Below are 19002 nucleotides of genomic sequence, written 5' to 3'. Positions count from 1 at the left end.
TTACCTGGAGGATTTTCTAAATGACATCAAGAATATCATAATTTAGACATGGTAGAATGAGTTTTTAAATGTATTTTACAAGGAGGTAGCACATTGGAATGTTAGCATATGATAAAGCGCATGAATTAGCAAAATTACTTTCACAGTCAGATGAATATAAAGTGTTTATAAAAGCTAAGTTTACTTTAGAACAAGACCAAGAGAATGTGCAAATGCTTCAGGACTTTAGGAGAAAGCAGTTAGAGATTCAAATGGCACAAATTTCTGGAGAAGAAATTGATGAAGAATATATTAAACAAACTGAAAGGCTATATGAACTTCTTAGTATGAACTCCAGGATTAATGACTATCTAAATGCAGAATACAGATTATCCAGAATGATGAGTGATATTCAAAAAATCATTGGTGATGCGGTAAGCGAATGGTTTTCTCTAGAACAGATAAATAAAAATGTGAATTAATTGACATTTAGAAATCAGCTTTATATACTAATAGTACTTATTATTAAGAGTAGGTGAGGTTACATTATAGTTGCAGGAAAGAGAAAGACAAAACAAAAAAAAATAATACTCGAGGTAATACGTAGTACTAATAGTCATCCTACAGCTGACTGGATATATGAGCAGGCAAAAAGGGAATTACCTGATATAAGCCTAGGTACAATATATCGTAATTTGAAGCTTTTAAAGGATATGGGAGAAATAATGGAATTAAGTTATGGTAGTACGTACAGTAGATATGATGGAGTAGCAGATAACCATTATCATTTTGTTTGCAAAAAGTGTGGAAAGGTTATAGATCTAGAGTTGAACTTTAATATTTCCAAGAATGATGTAGAGAATGCGCTGAATGTCGATGTTGAATCCCACAGACTGGAGTTCTATGGAATTTGCTCTTATTGTAAGTGAACTCGATCAGCCAAAGCTGAACATCGGGGGATCAGATGGATACTCTACTCCACCTGATTTAAAGCCCACTTATAGCCATATTGGGGACATTCCTGGTTCTACTCACAGGTGTGTCTCCTTTCCTTAAGAGAAGTGGGGGTCTTAACCCATATAGAATATCTTGGATAAAGAATAATAGTGTATTAAATAAACCTTGCTTAGGTAATGCTATATATAAAACATACAGTAATTTCACATTTTAAGCGAGGGTTGAAGATGGCTAAAATAACTGAAATATCGAGTTGTCAAAAATGTGGGAGAACATATAGAAAAAATAAACTCAATACTGTACAGGAATTATGGATTACCAAGTCATTGTGCAGAGATTGTTATGCAAAATTTCAAAGGTCTCAATGGGGGTACTGGTAAAAGCCAAGAGGATTTCTGTAATACTTTAAAGGGCGGATTATCGCCTTTTTTTTACTATCAGAAGTATAAGTTCAAACAAGGTAGATAGTATTCACAAAGACTAAGGCTTCCACCTGCGTCTAAGGACTTGGCGCACTATAGTACTGGTATTTCTACGCATTGCAAAAGACACAATGCTAGAACTACTGGCGGAAGCCAAGTTTTGTTTTAAGTTTAAGGACAGAATTGAGAGCAATACAGACTGGAAGTTTTACCTGTGCGCATCTACCATCCGTAAATTCATAACGGATGTTAAATTCCTGATTGGTTCAGCTAACTATCAGTATAAATCCACTGATAGAAGTTTCACTTTATGTTATAATAGGTGATATATTGATAAAAACATGGGGGGGCACTACATGGAATTGAATTTGATTAATCTTAGGAGGGCCATGGAGGCAGAAGGTTATATAACTGACGGCAACCTGGTTCTATCTGTATTTATAGCTCTCAAGCTTGAAAAGCCTCTACTTGTTACTGGAGCCCCGGGGGTTGGAAAGACTGAGCTTGCTAAAGTGTTGGCAAGTGTTTTTGATACGGATTTAATTAGACTTCAATGTTACGAAGGTCTTGATGAGCAGAAAGCACTCTATGAATGGAACTATCAAAAACAGCTTTTACAAATACAAATATCAAGAAATGATTCAGGAGAATGTACTATAAACCAGGACTTATTTTCTAAAGATTTCTTGCTTGAAAGACCTCTTCTAAAAGCCATAAGCTTACCAAGAAAGACTGTTCTGCTCATTGATGAAATAGATAAAACTGATGAAGAATTTGAAGCATTTCTTTTTGAATTATTATCCGATTTCCAGGTATCCATACCTGAGCTTGGAACTATCAAAGCTGAGCATAAACCTATAGTAGTTCTTACAAGTAATGCTGAAAGAGAGCTGTCAGATGGATTAAAAAGAAGATGTGTGTTTCTACACATTGATTTTCCATCTATTGATAAGGAGTTTTCTATAATTAAAGCAAAAGTACCAGGAATAACTGATAAATTAGCGCTCCAAGTTTCAAGTACTGTTTATGCAATTAGGACACAGTTCGAGGCTAAAAAACTACCCTCTATATCGGAGACCCTCGATTGGGCAAATACTTTAAAATTATTGAATAGTGAAGAGGTTACCGAGGATACCATGGATAAAACCCTTAATATATTGTTTAAAGACCAGGAAGACATAGTAAATTTCAAGGAGAAGATTGGAACAGAAAAAATCCTGCATACGTCTAAATAATAAGGATGATTCAGATGCTTGTACAGAATTTATATAAATTTTTACTATTGCTTCGAAAAATGGGACTTAAAATCAGCTATTCAGAAATGGAAGATTTTTTTCGATCCATTGAATACATCAATATAGGAGATAAAAATGAATTGATGTGGCTTATGCAGGCTACAGTAGTTAAAAAGGAGCAGGATATTCTTATTTTCAAAATGGCATTTAAAAGCTTTTTTGCAAATCTAGAAGAAATGGAAGAAATGTCAGATAGATGGCAGAACTTCCAAAACATTCAGGAGAAGTCCAAACAAAAGGCAGAGGAAGATCTGGTATATAATGAAACTCCCATTAACATTTCTGAGGAGGATAAGGTTTTTTACGCCAAACTTGCTAGAGAACAACAAGATAAAATAAAAAAATTCTTAGAAGAAAGTACCCATGGGAAACACATGAATCCAGAGAAGTTTAGGCCTGTTATTGAGGATTTAGTAAAGAGTCATCTAAAATACTGGAGAAAACAAATCCAAACTAATACTATGGAAGTGGAGTTTACTGGGGACCCTGAGATTGACCAATATTTATATAATACTCATATGCAACTTATGGAACAAGGGTATGTTCCTGGTAAGGACTTAAAGGATTTAAATGCCCAGGAATTAGAAGAAGCTAAGCGTCTATTAAAAAAACTTGCGAAAAGATTTGCTACTAAAATATCTAGGAGATATTCACTATCTAGAAAGGCTAAACTTATTGATATTAGGAAAACGATCAGAAGCAATATTGGGTTTGGTGGTGTACCGTTACATTTAAAATATCGTAAAAGGAGAATCCAAAAGCCATCCATTCTACTGATTGTGGACGTCTCTGGATCAATGATAAGGTATTCTGCTTTTATTATTCAATTTTTACATTATTTAGCAGAGGCAGTAAAGAAAATAGATACATTCATTTTTTCAGAAAAAATTGAAAAGCTTTCATTAAAGCAAATAAAGAACTCTGATTTGACAGAATTAGAAGGAATAATTGAGAAAAGTCCTATCTGGGGTGAAGGTACAGATATACATTTTGCTTTAAAATCAATTCAAGGTAACTACAATCATCTTCTTACACAAAAAACTGTAGTTATTATTGTAAGTGATACTAAAACCATCAAGATAACAGATACAACAGCTGAATTGATCAAAATATCTAATAGGGCAAGAAAGATCTTATGGCTCAATCCGATGCCTGTCAATCAGTGGGAAAATCATACATCAGTAAAACTATTTCAGGACTATACTCAGATGTTTCCATGCAATACTTTAAAGCATTTGGAAAGGTTAATTAACACACAAATTATTTAGATATTTCACCAGTAATTAGATATTGACAGGAGACAGTCTGTGTAATAAGCTTAATTGTGTAGTTTTCGTGGAGACTATAGGAGGCGATTGAATATGATGAGGAAACTAAGAAATGTAAAGAAAATGAGAGGACCAATGATTGTCCTAGTAATTATGTTATCTATAGGTCTTGTTGGATCATTTACATTAATGGGTGGTTTAGGGGGACAACAACTTCCTGATGCTTCTGCTGATCCAAACCTTTCACCGGAAGAACAAATGGCCTTTTTTGAAGGATTATTAGAGGAGTATAATGCCAAATTAACCGAAGATCCTGATGATCAGGAGGCTATAGGTGCGTTAGCAGAGATACACTGGAACTTAGCAGGTTTATATGAAGATCAAGAAAAGCAAAAAGAAGAAATGAATAATTCTCTTGGTTTTTATCAGAGATTAGTTGAACTGAACTCCGATAACGTCAACTTAATTACTCAGACTGCTGTAGTAGCACATAGTGCAGGCAATGATGAATTAGCTCGCGAGCATTTTAACAAGGCTTTAGAATTAGATGAAAACAATGTTAATGCTCTTGCAAACTATGGTGTCTACTTGATGAATAGTGAAGGGGATTTCGATGGTGCATTAACCCAATTCGGAAAGGCACTTGAACAAGACATTAATGATGAAGCCAAGGAGCAGTTAGAGACTTTTGTAACCTTTGCAAATCAAATGATTGAAGCACTTGAAGAAGATAGTGATACTGAAGCTGATACTGAAGCTGATACTGAAGCTGATACTGAAGCTGAAGAAGAATCAAACTAAACGCACCTATTCGGTGCGTTTGTTCTTTAAAAAGGAGGATATCGACTATGTTGTCTAGTGATGAAAGACTTAGGTACAAAAGGCAATTAATAATGCATGATGTTGGAGAAGAAGGACAGTTGAAACTTAGAAAAACCAAGGTTCTAGTTATTGGAGCAGGTGGACTAGGTTCTCCAGTCCTTTTTTATCTAACAGCCATGGGAATAGGCACTATTGGCATAGTAGATTCGGATAATGTAGATTTATCAAATCTACAGAGACAAATCCTTCATGATACTAATAAAATAGGTGTAAACAAAGTAAAATCTGCAAAAGAATCGCTAGAAAGGCTAAATCCTCACATCAACTTAGTTGAATATCCTTTTAGGATTACTAAGAATAATTGTGTACCGTTGATTTCAGATTATGATATAATTGTTACTGCTTTGGATAATCTAACCACTAGATACTTAGTAAACGAAACCTGTGTTAGTTTACGGAAACCTCTTGTTGAAGCTGGAGTTGCTGGGTGGGAAGGGTTAGCTACTACCATTATCCCAGGCAAATCTCCCTGCTATAGATGTATTTTCCCCACTATGCCTGAGGAAAATGAAGGAGAGATTGGTTTAATAGGTTGTTTGCCAGGTGTTTTGGGCACAATCCAGGCAATGGAAGTGGTCAAATTAGTACTCAAATTAGGCAACACGCTTACTAATCGCCTCCTTGTTTTTGATGGACTAGAACTTACATTTAGTGAATTTAAGATGGAACGAAATATGAATTGTCCTGTATGCGGAAATATATAACGAAGGAGATTAATAATGACCTTAGAAATTAAGGGCTTTGAGGCAACGGCAATAGGGAGTCTACCTTTTAACAATACTACAAGAGCCTTACAGTTGATTAAGGACACCATACCCTTAATTCCCCATTGGCCCCAACTGCCAAATAGGGGTGTTCAAGAACACTTTGTTTTTCAAAATCTTGACTTTTTAGTTCAGTTGGGATTATTAAATATTAATGATGATAAAGTTATGATGGACTATGAAAGCCCTAATTGGGTGAAAAATCAAGTTAGTTTCTATGAATTGTATTTTCAAATAGAAAGTGGAAATATGAATGTTCTTGAGGATATAAAAATGCCTATAAACGCTGCGCCAGGATTTTATGATTTTCTGGATTGGATAGATAAAGGGAATTTTACTGATTCAATTGCTTACAAAGGACAGATTGCTGGTCCTTTAAGTGTTGGTTTATTTCTAAAGGATCATAAAAAGAAATTGGTATACTATACTGATCAAACCCGTGATATAATCGTAAAAGCAATTATGATAAATGCAATGTGGCAGGCATATGAACTTAGAAAAAGAGGCAAACAGACAATTATTTTTGTTGATGATCCAGCAGTTGGTGCTTATGGAACATCCAACTATTTGACCTTAAATAGACAAGGTATAGTGGATGATTTAGCTTCAATAGTAGACGGTGTTCACAAAATGGGAGCAATAGTAGGAGCGCATTCGTGTTGCAATATAGATTGGACAATATTTATGGATGCAGGTTTTGATATTATAAACTTTGATACTGGTTACTTTCAGTCTCTGGCTGTTTATAAAGATGAGTTGATATCATTTGTAGATAAAGGTGGAATTCTTGCATGGGGTGTTGTTCCTACGTATAATTTATCCCAGCAAGAAAATGTGAAAAACTTGCAGAATGAGTTTGAGGGTCAAATTGACCAGTTATTAAGAAAAGGATTAAATGAAAGTAAACTTAAAAAGCAAATCCTTTTAAGCCCTGCATGTGGAACTGGTATACTAACAGATGAACAGGCAGAAAAAATTTATCAGTTGGTTGCTGAATTGGCAGAGATTTATAATAAGTACTAGTAAGGTGATATTACTATGGGAGAATTAATTATAGAAATGTTAAAAGACTTTCCTCTAGAAGCACAGGTAATGATATTATCTGCCGTGCCAGTAACTGAATTGAGGGCTACCATTCCCATTGCAATAGGTATGAATATGGACCCTATTGCAGCTTTGATGTATGCTCTTATGGGCAATTTTATTCCCATTATACCGCTACTATTATGGTTACCCCATGTCATTAAAGTAATGGAGAGATATTCTTATTCTAGAAGATTTGTTAAATGGGTTCTGTCAAGAACAAGAACTAAAAGTAAAAAACTGCAAAAATATGAAGCGTTAGGTTTAATGCTACTTGTATCTGTGCCTTTGCCACTTACTGGAGTCTGGACAGGTAGTATTGCAGCTTTTCTTTTTGGGATACCATTTAGATTAGCATTTCCGGCAATTACTATTGGAATGTTTATAGCTGGAATTTTAGTAACATTGGCTACGTTGGGGATCTATACATTAATAGGCTACGTGGGAATTCCATTGGTTGTGATGATTATTGCTATGCTTTTCATAGTATTCTATCTATATAAAAGAGGATAAACAGGTTTCTAGAACTCAGGTGGAGTTTTGACTCCATCTGAGTTCTAGAAACCGTTATCCAGGGACGTAGCGCCACTTATCTCCCACTTGCGACCGTAGTTCTAGCATTGAGATTTTTGCAATGCGTAGAAATACTAGTGCAAGGCTAGAAGATAGGAGTCTTGGAGTGAAACTTGTCAACTTGTTGACATAGCTGAACCCATGCAAGGCTAGTGGCGATAGTCATCGGATAAAATTCAAATAATTCATCCCTCCTTATGAAATACTAGATTTGGAGGTGTTTTATTTATGATTAGAAACAAGGCCCTAAAAAGGTATAACCAGTTCACCCCAGTCGCAGGTATAGGTAGTAGAAATAATGATAGAAAAGGTATTGTTGCAACAGATTTGAAAAAGTTTAATGCTGTGGATTTTTACTTTGAAACTGAAGCTGATTGAAGTAAGATCTTAATTCAGGGGGAGATTCTACTCCCGCTGAATTTTAGAGCTACGAATGAATGGCTTAGTTGGCGTTGTACTCCCACTTGTATTACGCCAGTAGTTCTAGCATTGCGCATTTTGCAATGCGTAGAAATACCAGTCCTTTATGGACGCCAAGTTAGTCAGTTAAAATGTAATTTACATTTTTTAGACACCTTTAAAGTCTACCAAGGTGTCTTTTTTTATCCTGATTCTTGCCTCTTGCTTCTTAGGTCTTTGCTTTATCCTGCCTTTTACATGTGACTTTAGTCCTATTTTAAAAAAAAATTAAATAAAGAATATACAAAAGAAGGAATTTATGGGATGAAGGGAGAATAGGTGGATTAAAGTGGATGTATGTGGGGCGAAATACCCACAAAGTGGGGTGAGCAAGTATGTTTATGGGAGAGTATCAACATTCTCTTGATCCAAAGAGCAGATTAATAGTCCCATCCAAGTTCCGTGATGGATTAGGACAAAACTTTGTTATTACAAAGGGTTTGGATAACTGCTTGTTTGTTTATCCCATGGATGAGTGGCTAGTAATAGAAAAAAAGCTAAAGAACTTACCTTTTACTAAAGCTGATGCTAGGGCTTTTGTTAGATTCTTTTTCTCAGGAGCCAATGAGTGTGAGCTTGATAAGCAAGGAAGAATACTTTTGCCATCTAATTTGAGAGAATATGCAAAACTTGATAAGGATGTTGTGATAATAGGAGTTTCTTCAAGAATAGAGATTTGGTCCAGAGAAGTTTGGGAAAGCTACAGTCAGAGTGAAGAAATGGATTATGAAGGAATTGCAGAAAAACTTCAGGATATAGACATTAATATATAGGAGGGCAAGAAAACATTGAAATTTTATCATCAGCCAGTTTTGTTGGATGAAGTCATTGAAGGACTAGGCATTAAGGCTGATTGGGATCTAGTTGATGGTACAGTAGGTGGTGGTGGGCATAGCTATCACATGCTAAGAAAAGCTTCACCAAATGGTGTGTTAATGGGAATTGACAGAGATACTCAAGCACTAGAAGCAGCTAGAGATAAGCTAAAAGAATACGGACAAAGGGTTACACTAGTCCATGATAACTATAAAAACATAAAAAGAATTTTCTATATTAATGGTTGGACTAAGGTTAATGGAGCTCTAATAGACCTTGGTGTTTCCTCATTTCAAATTGATAATAAGTTTAGAGGATTTTCTTACATGCAAGACGGCCCCCTTGATATGCGGATGAATGAACAGGACGCAACTACAGCTAAGGAGCTTGTCAATACACTAAGCAAGGAAGAACTAGCTAATATGATTAAGAAATATGGTGAAGACAGATGGGCTGTAAGAATTGCAGATTTCATTGTTAAATATAGACAACTTAAAGAGATTGAAACTACAAGAGATTTAGTAACCATAATTGACAAAGCTATACCAAAAAAGGTTAGAGAGCAAAATTCACACCCGGCCAAAAGAACATTTCAAGCTTTACGAATTGCTATAAATAAGGAAATTGAAGGTCTCGAAAAGGCAATAGATGATTTTGTAGAAATTTTACATCCGGGTGGTAGATTAGCAATAATATCTTTTCATTCGTTGGAAGACCGTATAGTAAAAAATACATTTAGAGATTTGGCATCAACATGTATTTGTCCACCAAAATTGCCAATATGCATTTGTGATAAGAAAGCCAAAGTTAAAATAATTAATAAAAAATCTATAACTGCCTCTACAGAGGAATTGGAAAATAACTCTAGAGCCAAGAGTGCCAGGTTAAGAATAGTGGAAAGACTATAATCAGGCATAAAAGATGGAGAGGGTGAATAGTTTGTTAGTAGCTCCTAAGATAAAAGAGTATAATACTACCGAAGTTTTAAAGGTAAATAAAGAAAATAGTGAACCTAAAAAGGCTAAACTTATCAAGACTTCTACAAAAGTAAAACTTTTTATGTGTTCATTAACTTTAGTATCTTTTATTTTGGGGTTAGCACTTACAGGTTTAGCTGGCCAAGTTGGTGTAAAGGGTCAGGAATTAAATAAAGTTAAAGATGAATTACATTCTATGCAAATATCTAATGAACGGTTACAATTAGAAAAGAATAAATTGCTTGCTCTAGAAAATATTGAACTAATAGCTGTGGCTGAATTGGGAATGGAGAAACCGCAGTTTGAAAACTTGAAAATGGTTAGTGCTGAAGAAGTTTCTACAGCAGACACCCTTCTTGCATTACATAACCCATCGGGAAATGAATATATCGAAGCAGCAGACAATAATGCTTCTTTTTCCATTATGACTGCAATAGCAAATGTTTTTAGTGAATGGGCTGTTACAGGCAAGCATTAGTTTCAACACATTAGTCTGCTAACTATCTGACTAATTCACCTTCCGGATACAGCAACTAACTATCAGTAATATACTTTGCGGGCAATTATTTATCCGATGACTAACTACCACTAGCCTTGCATGGGTTCAGCTATGTCAACAAGTTGACAAGTTTCACTCCAAGACTCCCACCTCTTGCTCTGCACTGGTATTTCTACGCATTGCAAAAATCACAATGCTAGAACTACTGGCGGCTCTGCACTAGTATTTCTACGCATTGCTAAAACACAATGCTAGAACTACGGTAGTAGGTGGGAGATAACTGGTACTAAGCCCCTGGATAACGGTTTTCCCTAAAGGATTAGCTCAGCTAAGCCAAACAATTTGGCAAGTTTCGCTCTATAATATTCAGATGGAGTCATTCAGTAAAACTTAGTTCAGGTGACTTTCCCTGAACTATAGCTGAACTATAGCTGAACTAATCCTGTGGGAACTCCACCTGAATAAAGAATCCTGTTTATAGGCCAACCCCTACTGATAGGAGTTTCACTTTATTATGAGTAAAATGGAGGGGAGAAGATAAATGACAGGAAATGTAGTTATGAAAAAGAGAATTGCAAAGGTGTTTTTACTTTTCTTTGCAGCTTTCTTTTTTTTAAGCTTTAGACTTGTCTGGATTCAATTTGTCAGGGGAGATGAGTTACAACTACAGGCCCTCGATAATCGTTTGCGAGAGGTGCCTGTGGAGCCAAAAAGAGGAACTATTTTTGATAGAAATATGAGAGAATTGGCCATCAGCGTAAGCGCTGATTATATTTATGCTATTCCTCCCCAAGTCAATAGAAGTGGAAAAGCCCAAGAAATTGCAGAAGAACTATCAAAAATCTTGGATATACCTGTTGAAAATGTATATAATCGTATAACAAAAAATGGCTCCTGGTTTGAATACGTTGTTCGTAAAGTAGATTATGATAAAGCTACTGCTATAAGGGAGTTGAATTTGCCAGGTATCAATGTAGCTGAGGAAAGCCAGAGATTTTATCCAAATGATCACTTGGCAGCTCATGTTTTAGGCTTTGCTGGTATTGATAATCAGGGTCTAGAAGGAATTGAAGTAATTTATGATGAGGAGTTAAATGGAAAAAGAGGTGCTATTGTAGTAGAATATGATGCAGCTGGAAGAGAGATACCCCATGCTATGCATCAATATATTCCTCCAGAGGATGGAAATAGTCTGGTTCTCACAATTGATGAGACAATCCAATTCATTGCAGAGAGAGAATTAGATACTTTAATGGCCAGCACTAGCAATCCCAAAAGTGCTACTATAATAGTAATGGACCCTCAATCAGGAGAGATTCTAGCTCTTGCAAGCAGACCTACCTATGATCCAAACAATTATAGTCAATATCCACAGGAAAACTGGAGAAATATTGCCGTATCCAACAGCTATGAACCAGGATCTACTTTCAAGGTGGTTACAACCTCAGCTGTCTTAGAGGAAGGGCTGGTTGGGGAAAATGAAAAATTTGTTTGTACAGGATCAATTAGGGTTGGTGGTGAAACCATTAAGTGCTGGCGGTATTATAATCCCCACGGAAGCCAGACTTTTTCAGTAGGCGTTCAGAATTCTTGTAACCCTACATTTATTACTTTAGGACTAAGATTAGAGGATAAGCAGAAAGGTAATTTTTATAATTATATAAGAGATTTTGGTTTTGGCAGTATAACTGGACTTGATTTGCCTGGTGAAGCTAGTGGCATTATGATACAAGAAGAGAACCTTAAGCAGGTAAATATAGCTACTATTTCTATTGGCCAGGGTATAGCTGTTACTCCAGTTCAGTTAGCATCAGCTATGTCGGCCATTGCTAATAATGGTACTTTATTAAAACCTCATCTTGTACGAGAAATTAGAGATAAAGACGGAAACCTTGTTAAAGCTATAGAGCCGGAAGTTGTTAAACAGGTAATATCAAAGGAAACAGCCCAAGAAACCTTAGGAATCCTTGAAGAGGTTGTTAGCGAAGGTACTGGGAGAAATGGATATATTGAAGGATACCGAGTGGGCGGAAAAACTGGTACAGCTCAAAAAGCAGGAGCAGGTGGTTATTTACAGGGGAGATATGTCGCATCCTTTCTTGGAGTGGCTCCTGTAGATGATCCCAAACTAGTTGCTTTAGTTGTAATTGATGAACCTCAAGGTTATCCATATTATGGGGGTACTGTAGCTGCTCCAATTTTTAAAAGGGTAGTGGAAGACAGTTTGCACTATTTAGGTGTTGCCCCTCAATACAACCCCGATGAAAAGGAACAAACTGAGAATCAACAGATTTCTTTGCCAGACTTGACAGGATTAAGTATTGATAAGGCAGAGCAAGCTTTAAGAAGTCTTGGATTAATAGCTGATTTTAGAGGTAATGGAACAATAATAAAGGATCAAAATCCTGCAGCCATGGCCAAGGTAACACCAGGGACTACTATAATCCTCCAATTAGAAGAAGGCGAAGCGACGGAAATGCTAAAAGTGCCCGACATATCTGGCTATCGAGTATACCAGGCAGCTAATGTTCTAGAAGCTATGGGACTTAAATTGGTCCCGGAAGGTAGTGGGTCGGCAATTGAGCAGAATCCAAAACCAAATTCAAATTTAGAACCAGGAAGTGAAGTTAATGTGATTTTTCAGGAGTAACTGTAATAGGTTAAAATATTTACTTTTGGGTTAATTTAGTAATATAGAAAGTTATAGGGGGATGATTTTAGTGAATTTGCATGATATATTAAAACCATTAAACTTCTACGAAACATCTAAACCTATAGATGAAATAGAAATACATGGTCTAAAATATGATTCTCGGCAGGTTATAACAGGAGATCTATTTTTCTGTGTTCCCGGGTTCAAGACAGATGGACATTTATATGCTGATAAGGCTGTTAAATGTGGGGCAGCAGCACTTGTGGTGGAAAGATATTTAGAAGGTTTAAATGTACCTCAAATAAAGGTCAAGAATGCTAGGGATGCCATGTCGTTAATGGCAACCCTCTTTTATGATTATCCATCAAATAAATTTGGCTTAATTGGGGTTACTGGAACAAATGGCAAGACTACTACAACCTATCTTATTAAATCAATTCTTGAAGCAAGTCACAGGGTAGGAATAATCGGTACCATTGGTAATATGATTGGTGACCAAACTCTCCCGGCTAGTAGAACAACTCCTGAAGCAGTAGATTTGCAATATATGTTTTCGCAGATGCTTAAAGAAAATGCTTCATATGGTGTTATGGAGGTATCCTCTCATGCATTGGACTTAAAGAGGGTACATGGAAGCTCCTTTGATGTGGGAGTATATACAAACCTTTCACAAGACCATCTGGATTTTCATGAAAGCCTTGATGCTTACAAAGAATCAAAGGGTGCCCTTTTTGAAATGATAGGCAACTATAAAAAAAGAAGACCCCAATATGCAGTAATAAATAGAGATGACAATTATTATGAGTATTTTAGAAACAAGGCACGTGTTCCTGTGTATACATATGGTATTAATGAGGATTGTGACTTCAGAGCAAAAAACATTAATGTTCAGGGGCATGGGGTGTCTTATGATCTAGTGTTTCCTAAGGGTAGTGTTAGTCTTAAACTGAAAATGACTGGCTTATTTAATGTATACAATTCCTTAGCTGCATTTGTGGTTGGCTACCTTGAAGGAATTGAGCCAGACGTCATAAAGGATAAGCTAGAGGCTGTTATGGGAGTTCCTGGACGTTTTGAAAGGGTTGATGCAAATCAAAATTTTACCGTTATTGTGGACTATGCCCATACACCTGATAGCTTGATTAATGTTTTAACTTCTGCACAAAATTTTGTCAAAGGGCGTATAATAACAGTATTTGGCTGTGGTGGTGACAGGGATAGGACAAAGAGACCGTTGATGGGAGAAGCTGTTGCTAAGTATAGCACTTATAGCATAGTAACATCAGATAATCCTAGAAATGAGGAGCCCGTAGCGATAATTACAGATATACTACCAGGCTTAGATAAGCTATCAGTTCCATATGAAGTAGTAGTTGATAGGAAGCAAGCAATAGGTAAGGCAATTCAAATGGCTCAAAAGGATGACTTAATACTGATTGCCGGCAAAGGGCATGAAACATATCAGGAAGTTAAAGGGAAAACATATCCATTTGATGACAAAGAAATTGCAAAAGAATTTCTGGTGAAGTTGGTGGAATAATGAAGCTTCAAGAAATAGCACATGCAGTCCATGGGGAGTTAAGTAGTCAAACTGAGATTACTATACAAAAAGTTTCAACAGATACAAGATCCATACAAAAGGGGGACTTATTTATCCCCCTGATTGGTGAAAAGTTTAATGGACATGAATTCATAAATGTAGCACAAGAAAAGGGCGCTGTTGCTGTTATCGTAAATGAAAATTGGTGGGCAAAATCTAAACCAACTTTTACGATGCCCGTTATAATTGTGGAGGATACATTAAAAGCACTTCAGGATTTATCTAAGCACCATAGGAAAAAGTTTAATATTCCGGTCATAGCAGTAACTGGAAGCAATGGAAAGACTAGTACAAAGGATCTAATAGCTACTATTCTTCAGCAAAAGCTAAATGTTGTGAAAAGTAAGGGTAACTTTAACAATGAAATAGGACTTCCTCTGACCCTTCTTAATATTGATAAAGATACACAAGCAGTTGTAGTAGAAATGGGGATGCGAGGATTAGGGCAAATTGATGAGCTAGCTCGTATTGCTCAGCCTACGATAGGGGTTGTTACAAATGTTGCTCCTGTACATCTTGAACTCCTTGGAAAAATAGAGAATATAGCAATTGCAAAGAGTGAACTTGTAAAAAATATTCATAAAGACGGAAAAGTAATTTTAAATGGAGAAGATTATTGGTGTAGGCAGATGGAAGGTTGGACAGAGGCAGATGTTAACTTTTATGGATTTGAAAGCAAGCATAAATACAAAGCAAAAAATATAGAAATGTATTTTGACAAGAGTCTGTTCCAGCTGGAGATTTATAATGAGAGCATTGATATTACATTGCCCATTCCTGGACGACATAATATTTTAAACTCACTAGCTGCTGCAGGAGTTGCTTATGAACTGGGTCTTAATTTAAAGAGTATTAGTGAAGGACTCAAAAATTCAATTTTATCAGAAAAAAGGTTAGAGAAAATTATTCTAGAAAAGAATATTATACTTATAAACGATACATATAATGCAAATCCAGTATCTATGGTTGCAAGTTTAGATATTTTGTCCACAGTAAAAAATCACAGAAAAATAGCTGTCTTAGGTGATATGTACGAATTAGGTAAGTATGAAGAAGAGGGTCATCATACAGTCGGTAAGCAGGTTCATGCCAAGGGCATTGACATCTTAGTAACAGTAGGAGAACTTGCAAAGATGATTGCTCAAGGAGCTCTAAAAAGTGGGATGCTTGAAGACAAAGTCTTTATTTTTACAAACAACAGGGAAGCAACTGATCACCTGAAAAAAATTATTACAAAGGGAGATACTATTCTATTTAAGGGCTCTAGAGCTACTAAAATCGAAGAAATTGTTAAAGAACTTGTTTAGGGGGACACATAAAGTATGGTCTATTTGATAACATTTGCTGTTACTGCCATTAGTACAGTAATCTTGGCACCGTTAATTATACCTGTTTTGCGTAGTCTAAAAGTGGGTCAAACAATACGTTCCGATGGACCAAAAAGACATTTTGGGAAAGCCGGAACACCGACCATGGGTGGACTGATTTTCTTATTGCCAGTAATTATTGTTACACTTTTTATATCATCTCCTAGTCTTGATACTGCCTTATTATTATTAATGACACTTGGTTTTGGTCTAATAGGGTTTACTGATGATTATATAAAAGTAGTCTTAAGGAGATCTCTTGGTTTAAAGGCAAGATGGAAATTGGCAGGACAGGTTTTATTAAGTCTTATTTTAGCATTTATAGCTGTTGTATTTTTAGATAGAGGGACCGAAGTTTGGATTCCATTTTTAGGCTATGTATTCTTTGGGTGGCTTTATCTTCCATTTGTTATTATAGTTGTAGTAGGCACAACTAATGCTGTGAATCTTACTGATGGACTTGATGGCCTTGCTACCGGGATTACAGCAGTAGCAGCTTTAGGCTTTTTGATGATTAGTATTATGCTAGACAATCAAGAATTAGCAATGTTTGCAGCTACTCTTGCAGGAGGTTGTATGGGTTTTTTGGTTTTTAACTTCAATCCTGCAAAGGTTTTCATGGGAGATACGGGATCACTAGCCCTTGGAGCTGCAATAGCTACTCTAGCTGTTTTATCTAAAACAGAAGTTCTACTAGTATTTATAGGAATAATATTTGTTATAGAAACATTATCAGTAATAATTCAAGTTATAGCATTCCAGACTATTGGAAAAAGGTTATTCTTAATGAGTCCTTTACACCACCACTTTGAATTAAAGGGTTGGGGAGAAAGAAAAATTGTATTAGTATTTTATCTAGTGTCTATAGTATTTGCTTTTGCAGGTATTGCGTTATTTAAGTATATGATGTAAGGGGTAATGTTAATGGATTTCAAGGAAAAGAAAGTTTTAATAATTGGTATGGCGCGAAGTGGTATTGCTGCTGCTAAGATTTTGAAAGAACAGAGAGCAATTGTTTCCATATATGATCAGAAACCACTAGAAAAACTAGTGAAGGAATTAAAAACCCTTTCAGGATTAAATATTGACTATTATTTGGGAGGATCTGAGCCTGAAATAAGTACTGATAAGTTTGATTTAGTTGTTACAAGCCCAGGTGTACCATTAACTGCAGCTCCTATAACTACAGCTTTTGGTAAAGGGTTACCTGTATGGAGTGAGCTAGAGCTGGCATCTATAATGACAAAATCTCCTATTATCGCTGTTACGGGTACAAATGGGAAGACTACTACGACTGCTCTAATCGGGGATATTTTATCTAAAACTGGACAAAAAGTAAAGGTGGCAGGAAATATCGGAATACCCTTGGTTCAAGAAGTGACTTATGCAGATGATAATACATATTTAGTTGTTGAAGTGAGTAGCTTCCAATTGGAAACTGTACATCAGTTTTGTCCTAAAATTGCAGTACTTTTAAATATAACTCCTGACCATTTGGATAGACATAAAACAATGGGAAAATATATAGCTGCTAAGGGTAATATTTTTATTAATCAAGATAAAGATGATTATGCTATTTTAAACTATGATGATCAACTGACAAGGAGCTTTGCCTCCAAGATAAAATGTCAGGTAATATTTTTTAGTAAAAAACATAAATTAGAAAAAGGTATTTTTTTAGATCAAGGAACAATTATTGCTAACTGGCAGGGTAAAACAGAAAAGATTATAGACTGGGAGCAAGTTAAGATTAAAGGTTCGCATAATTTAGAAAACTCTATGGCTGCTATTGCCGTTGCGCTGATATGTAATGTCAATCGAAAAGGATTACAGGAGAGCTTACAAACGTTTCCGGGGGTTCCACATAGATTAGAACCAGTGGGAGAAGTAGATGGTATTACATATATAAATGATTCTAAAGGAACTAATCCTGAAGCCACAATAAAGGCAGTAGAAGCCTATATGGATAAAAAAATTGTGTTAATTGCTGGTGGAATGGATAAGGGAAGCTCTTTTAATGACCTTGCCAAAATAGCGGCTGGTTTAAGTTGTAAAATAGTTGTGTTTGGAGAAACAGCAGTAAAGATTAAGGAAGCTGCTACTGATGCAGGCATTAGTGAGTGCTATCAGGTAAACAATTTAGCTGAGGCTGTGGAACTTAGTAAGAACATTTCTTCAAAAGGTGGTATTGTGCTGTTATCTCCTGCGTGTGCTAGCTGGGATATGTACAGTAACTATGAAGAAAGAGGAGACCACTTCCGGAAGTTAGTAAAAAAAGTGATGGGGTGAAAAGATATGTTAGATAAAAACAGGCATTCCCCGGACTTTACAATTTTTTTTGTTACTATGATCTTAATAAGTATAGGTATTATCATGGTATTCAGTTCTAGTGCCTATTCATCTGATATAAGCCATGGGGATATGTATTTTTACTTAAGAAGGCAATTATTTAACGCTTCGATAGGTGTTGTTGCTCTTATTTTTGCAATGAATATCCATTATAAAGTCCTTTATAAATTTGCAGCTCCTATCCTGCTTGGTACAATGTCTTTACTGGTCCTGACGCTTTTAATTGGGAAGGTAAGTGGTGGAGCAGGTCGATGGATTGGTCTCGGTGGATTTATTTTTCAACCGTCAGAAATTGTTAAACTAGCTATGGTACTATTTATGGCAAAGAGTTTAAGCCTAAACCAAAAGAATTTAAAAAATTTTGGGAGAGGCTTATTACCCCAATTGGTTATATTGGGTATTGTTTGTGCATTAATTCTAGCTCAACCAGATTTGGGTACTGCAGTTGCAGTTGCTGGTACAATCTATTTATTATTAGTGGTAGCAGGTGCAAAACCATTACATCTAACTATGTTAGCTTCTAGCGGCCTAGTAGCTATTGCGGTAGCAATTATTGCGGAACCATATAGGTTACGAAGAATCATGGCATTCATTAATCCATATGAAGATCCCATTGGTGCAGGTTTTCAAACTATACAATCTCTTTTGGCACTTGGTTCAGGAGGACTGTTGGGAATGGGGTTGGGTAATGGAAGACAAAAGTTGCTTTATATACCAGAAAGGCATACAGATTTTATATATGCAGTACTTGGTGAAGAGCTAGGCTTTATAGGTGCCGCTTTTATCTTAATTCTATTTGTAATATTTGTATGGAGGGGCTTTAAAATCGCTGTTTCAGCACCTGATAACTTTACAAGCCTTGTAGCAGCAGGCATTACAATAATGATATCATTTCAAGCATTAATGAATATTGGCGTTGTAACAGGTTCTTTACCAGTTACAGGTATTACCTTGCCATTTATTAGTTATGGAGGTTCTAGCCTAGTATTTACCATGGCAGGGGTTGGTATTTTACTAGGGATATCTAGATATACAAAAAGCACTTAGGCGGGTGTTGTT

General features: G+C 36.0%; 17 protein-coding genes. All 17 read left to right on the top strand.

All coding sequences use genetic code 11. The annotated features are described in order from the left end of the window. Positions 1-98: 98 nt before the first annotated feature. On the top strand, positions 99-461 hold the full coding sequence (locus tag APF76_05550) for a hypothetical protein (protein KUO52499.1): 363 nt from the start codon (positions 99-101) through the stop codon (positions 459-461). A 66-nt stretch (positions 462-527) separates the two neighbouring features. Next, entirely contained in the window at positions 528-908 is a 381-nt protein-coding gene (locus tag APF76_05545) for a Fur family transcriptional regulator (protein ID KUO52498.1), read from the top strand. Positions 909-1714: 806 nt separating this feature from the next. Beyond that, positions 1715-2593, top strand: coding sequence for an ATPase (locus tag APF76_05540; protein ID KUO52497.1), 879 nt, complete (start codon positions 1715-1717; stop codon positions 2591-2593). 14 nt (positions 2594-2607) lie between these two features. Then, positions 2608-3921, top strand: a complete 1314-nt coding sequence (locus tag APF76_05535; GenBank protein KUO52496.1) for a hypothetical protein — start codon at positions 2608-2610, stop codon at positions 3919-3921. A gap of 93 nt (positions 3922-4014) precedes the next feature. Next, positions 4015-4722 (top strand): hypothetical protein, encoded by a 708-nt coding sequence (locus APF76_05530; protein ID KUO52495.1) that lies wholly within the window; start codon positions 4015-4017, stop codon positions 4720-4722. A gap of 47 nt (positions 4723-4769) precedes the next feature. After that, a complete protein-coding gene (locus tag APF76_05525; GenBank protein KUO52494.1) occupies positions 4770-5507 on the top strand; it encodes an adenylyltransferase in 738 nt (245 codons plus the stop codon). A gap of 15 nt (positions 5508-5522) precedes the next feature. Continuing rightward, positions 5523-6590, top strand: a complete 1068-nt coding sequence (locus APF76_05520) for a hypothetical protein (protein ID KUO52493.1) — start codon at positions 5523-5525, stop codon at positions 6588-6590. 15 nt (positions 6591-6605) lie between these two features. After that, positions 6606-7163 carry a hypothetical protein gene (locus APF76_05515; GenBank protein KUO52492.1) on the top strand — a complete coding sequence of 186 codons (558 nt, stop codon included), beginning with the start codon at positions 6606-6608 and terminating at the stop codon, positions 7161-7163. An 854-nt stretch (positions 7164-8017) separates the two neighbouring features. Then, complete coding sequence (locus APF76_05510; protein ID KUO52491.1) at positions 8018-8455, top strand: division/cell wall cluster transcriptional repressor MraZ; 438 nt, start codon at positions 8018-8020, stop codon at positions 8453-8455. 15 nt (positions 8456-8470) lie between these two features. Continuing rightward, a complete protein-coding gene (locus APF76_05505) occupies positions 8471-9406 on the top strand; it encodes a ribosomal RNA small subunit methyltransferase H (GenBank protein ID KUO52490.1) in 936 nt (311 codons plus the stop codon). A 31-nt stretch (positions 9407-9437) separates the two neighbouring features. After that, positions 9438-9953, top strand: coding sequence for a hypothetical protein (locus APF76_05500; protein ID KUO52489.1), 516 nt, complete (start codon positions 9438-9440; stop codon positions 9951-9953). Between the two features lie 562 nt (positions 9954-10515). Then, entirely contained in the window at positions 10516-12624 is a 2109-nt protein-coding gene (locus tag APF76_05495) for a stage V sporulation protein D (GenBank protein ID KUO52488.1), read from the top strand. A 61-nt stretch (positions 12625-12685) separates the two neighbouring features. After that, positions 12686-14167: a hypothetical protein gene (locus APF76_05490; protein ID KUO52487.1), complete on the top strand. Its 1482-nt coding sequence runs from the start codon at positions 12686-12688 to the stop codon at positions 14165-14167. After that, positions 14167-15534, top strand: coding sequence for a hypothetical protein (locus tag APF76_05485; GenBank protein ID KUO52486.1), 1368 nt, complete (start codon positions 14167-14169; stop codon positions 15532-15534). Before APF76_05490 ends, APF76_05485 begins: the two co-directional genes overlap by 1 nt. A gap of 15 nt (positions 15535-15549) precedes the next feature. Then, positions 15550-16506, top strand: coding sequence for a phospho-N-acetylmuramoyl-pentapeptide-transferase (locus APF76_05480; GenBank protein KUO52485.1), 957 nt, complete (start codon positions 15550-15552; stop codon positions 16504-16506). A gap of 12 nt (positions 16507-16518) precedes the next feature. After that, complete coding sequence (locus tag APF76_05475) at positions 16519-17883, top strand: hypothetical protein (GenBank protein ID KUO52484.1); 1365 nt, start codon at positions 16519-16521, stop codon at positions 17881-17883. Positions 17884-17889: 6 nt separating this feature from the next. Next, the gene (locus APF76_05470) at positions 17890-18990 is read left to right on the top strand and encodes a rod shape-determining protein RodA (GenBank protein KUO52483.1); all 1101 of its coding nucleotides are present in this window, start codon (positions 17890-17892) and stop codon (positions 18988-18990) included. Positions 18991-19002: the final 12 nt, after the last annotated feature.

The organism is Desulfitibacter sp. BRH_c19 (genome assembly GCA_001515945.1).
Lineage (GTDB): Bacteria > Bacillota > DSM-16504 > Desulfitibacterales > Desulfitibacteraceae > Desulfitibacter.
Note: the sequence above shows the minus strand (reverse complement) of the source record. Positions and strands in the feature narration are given on the sequence as shown.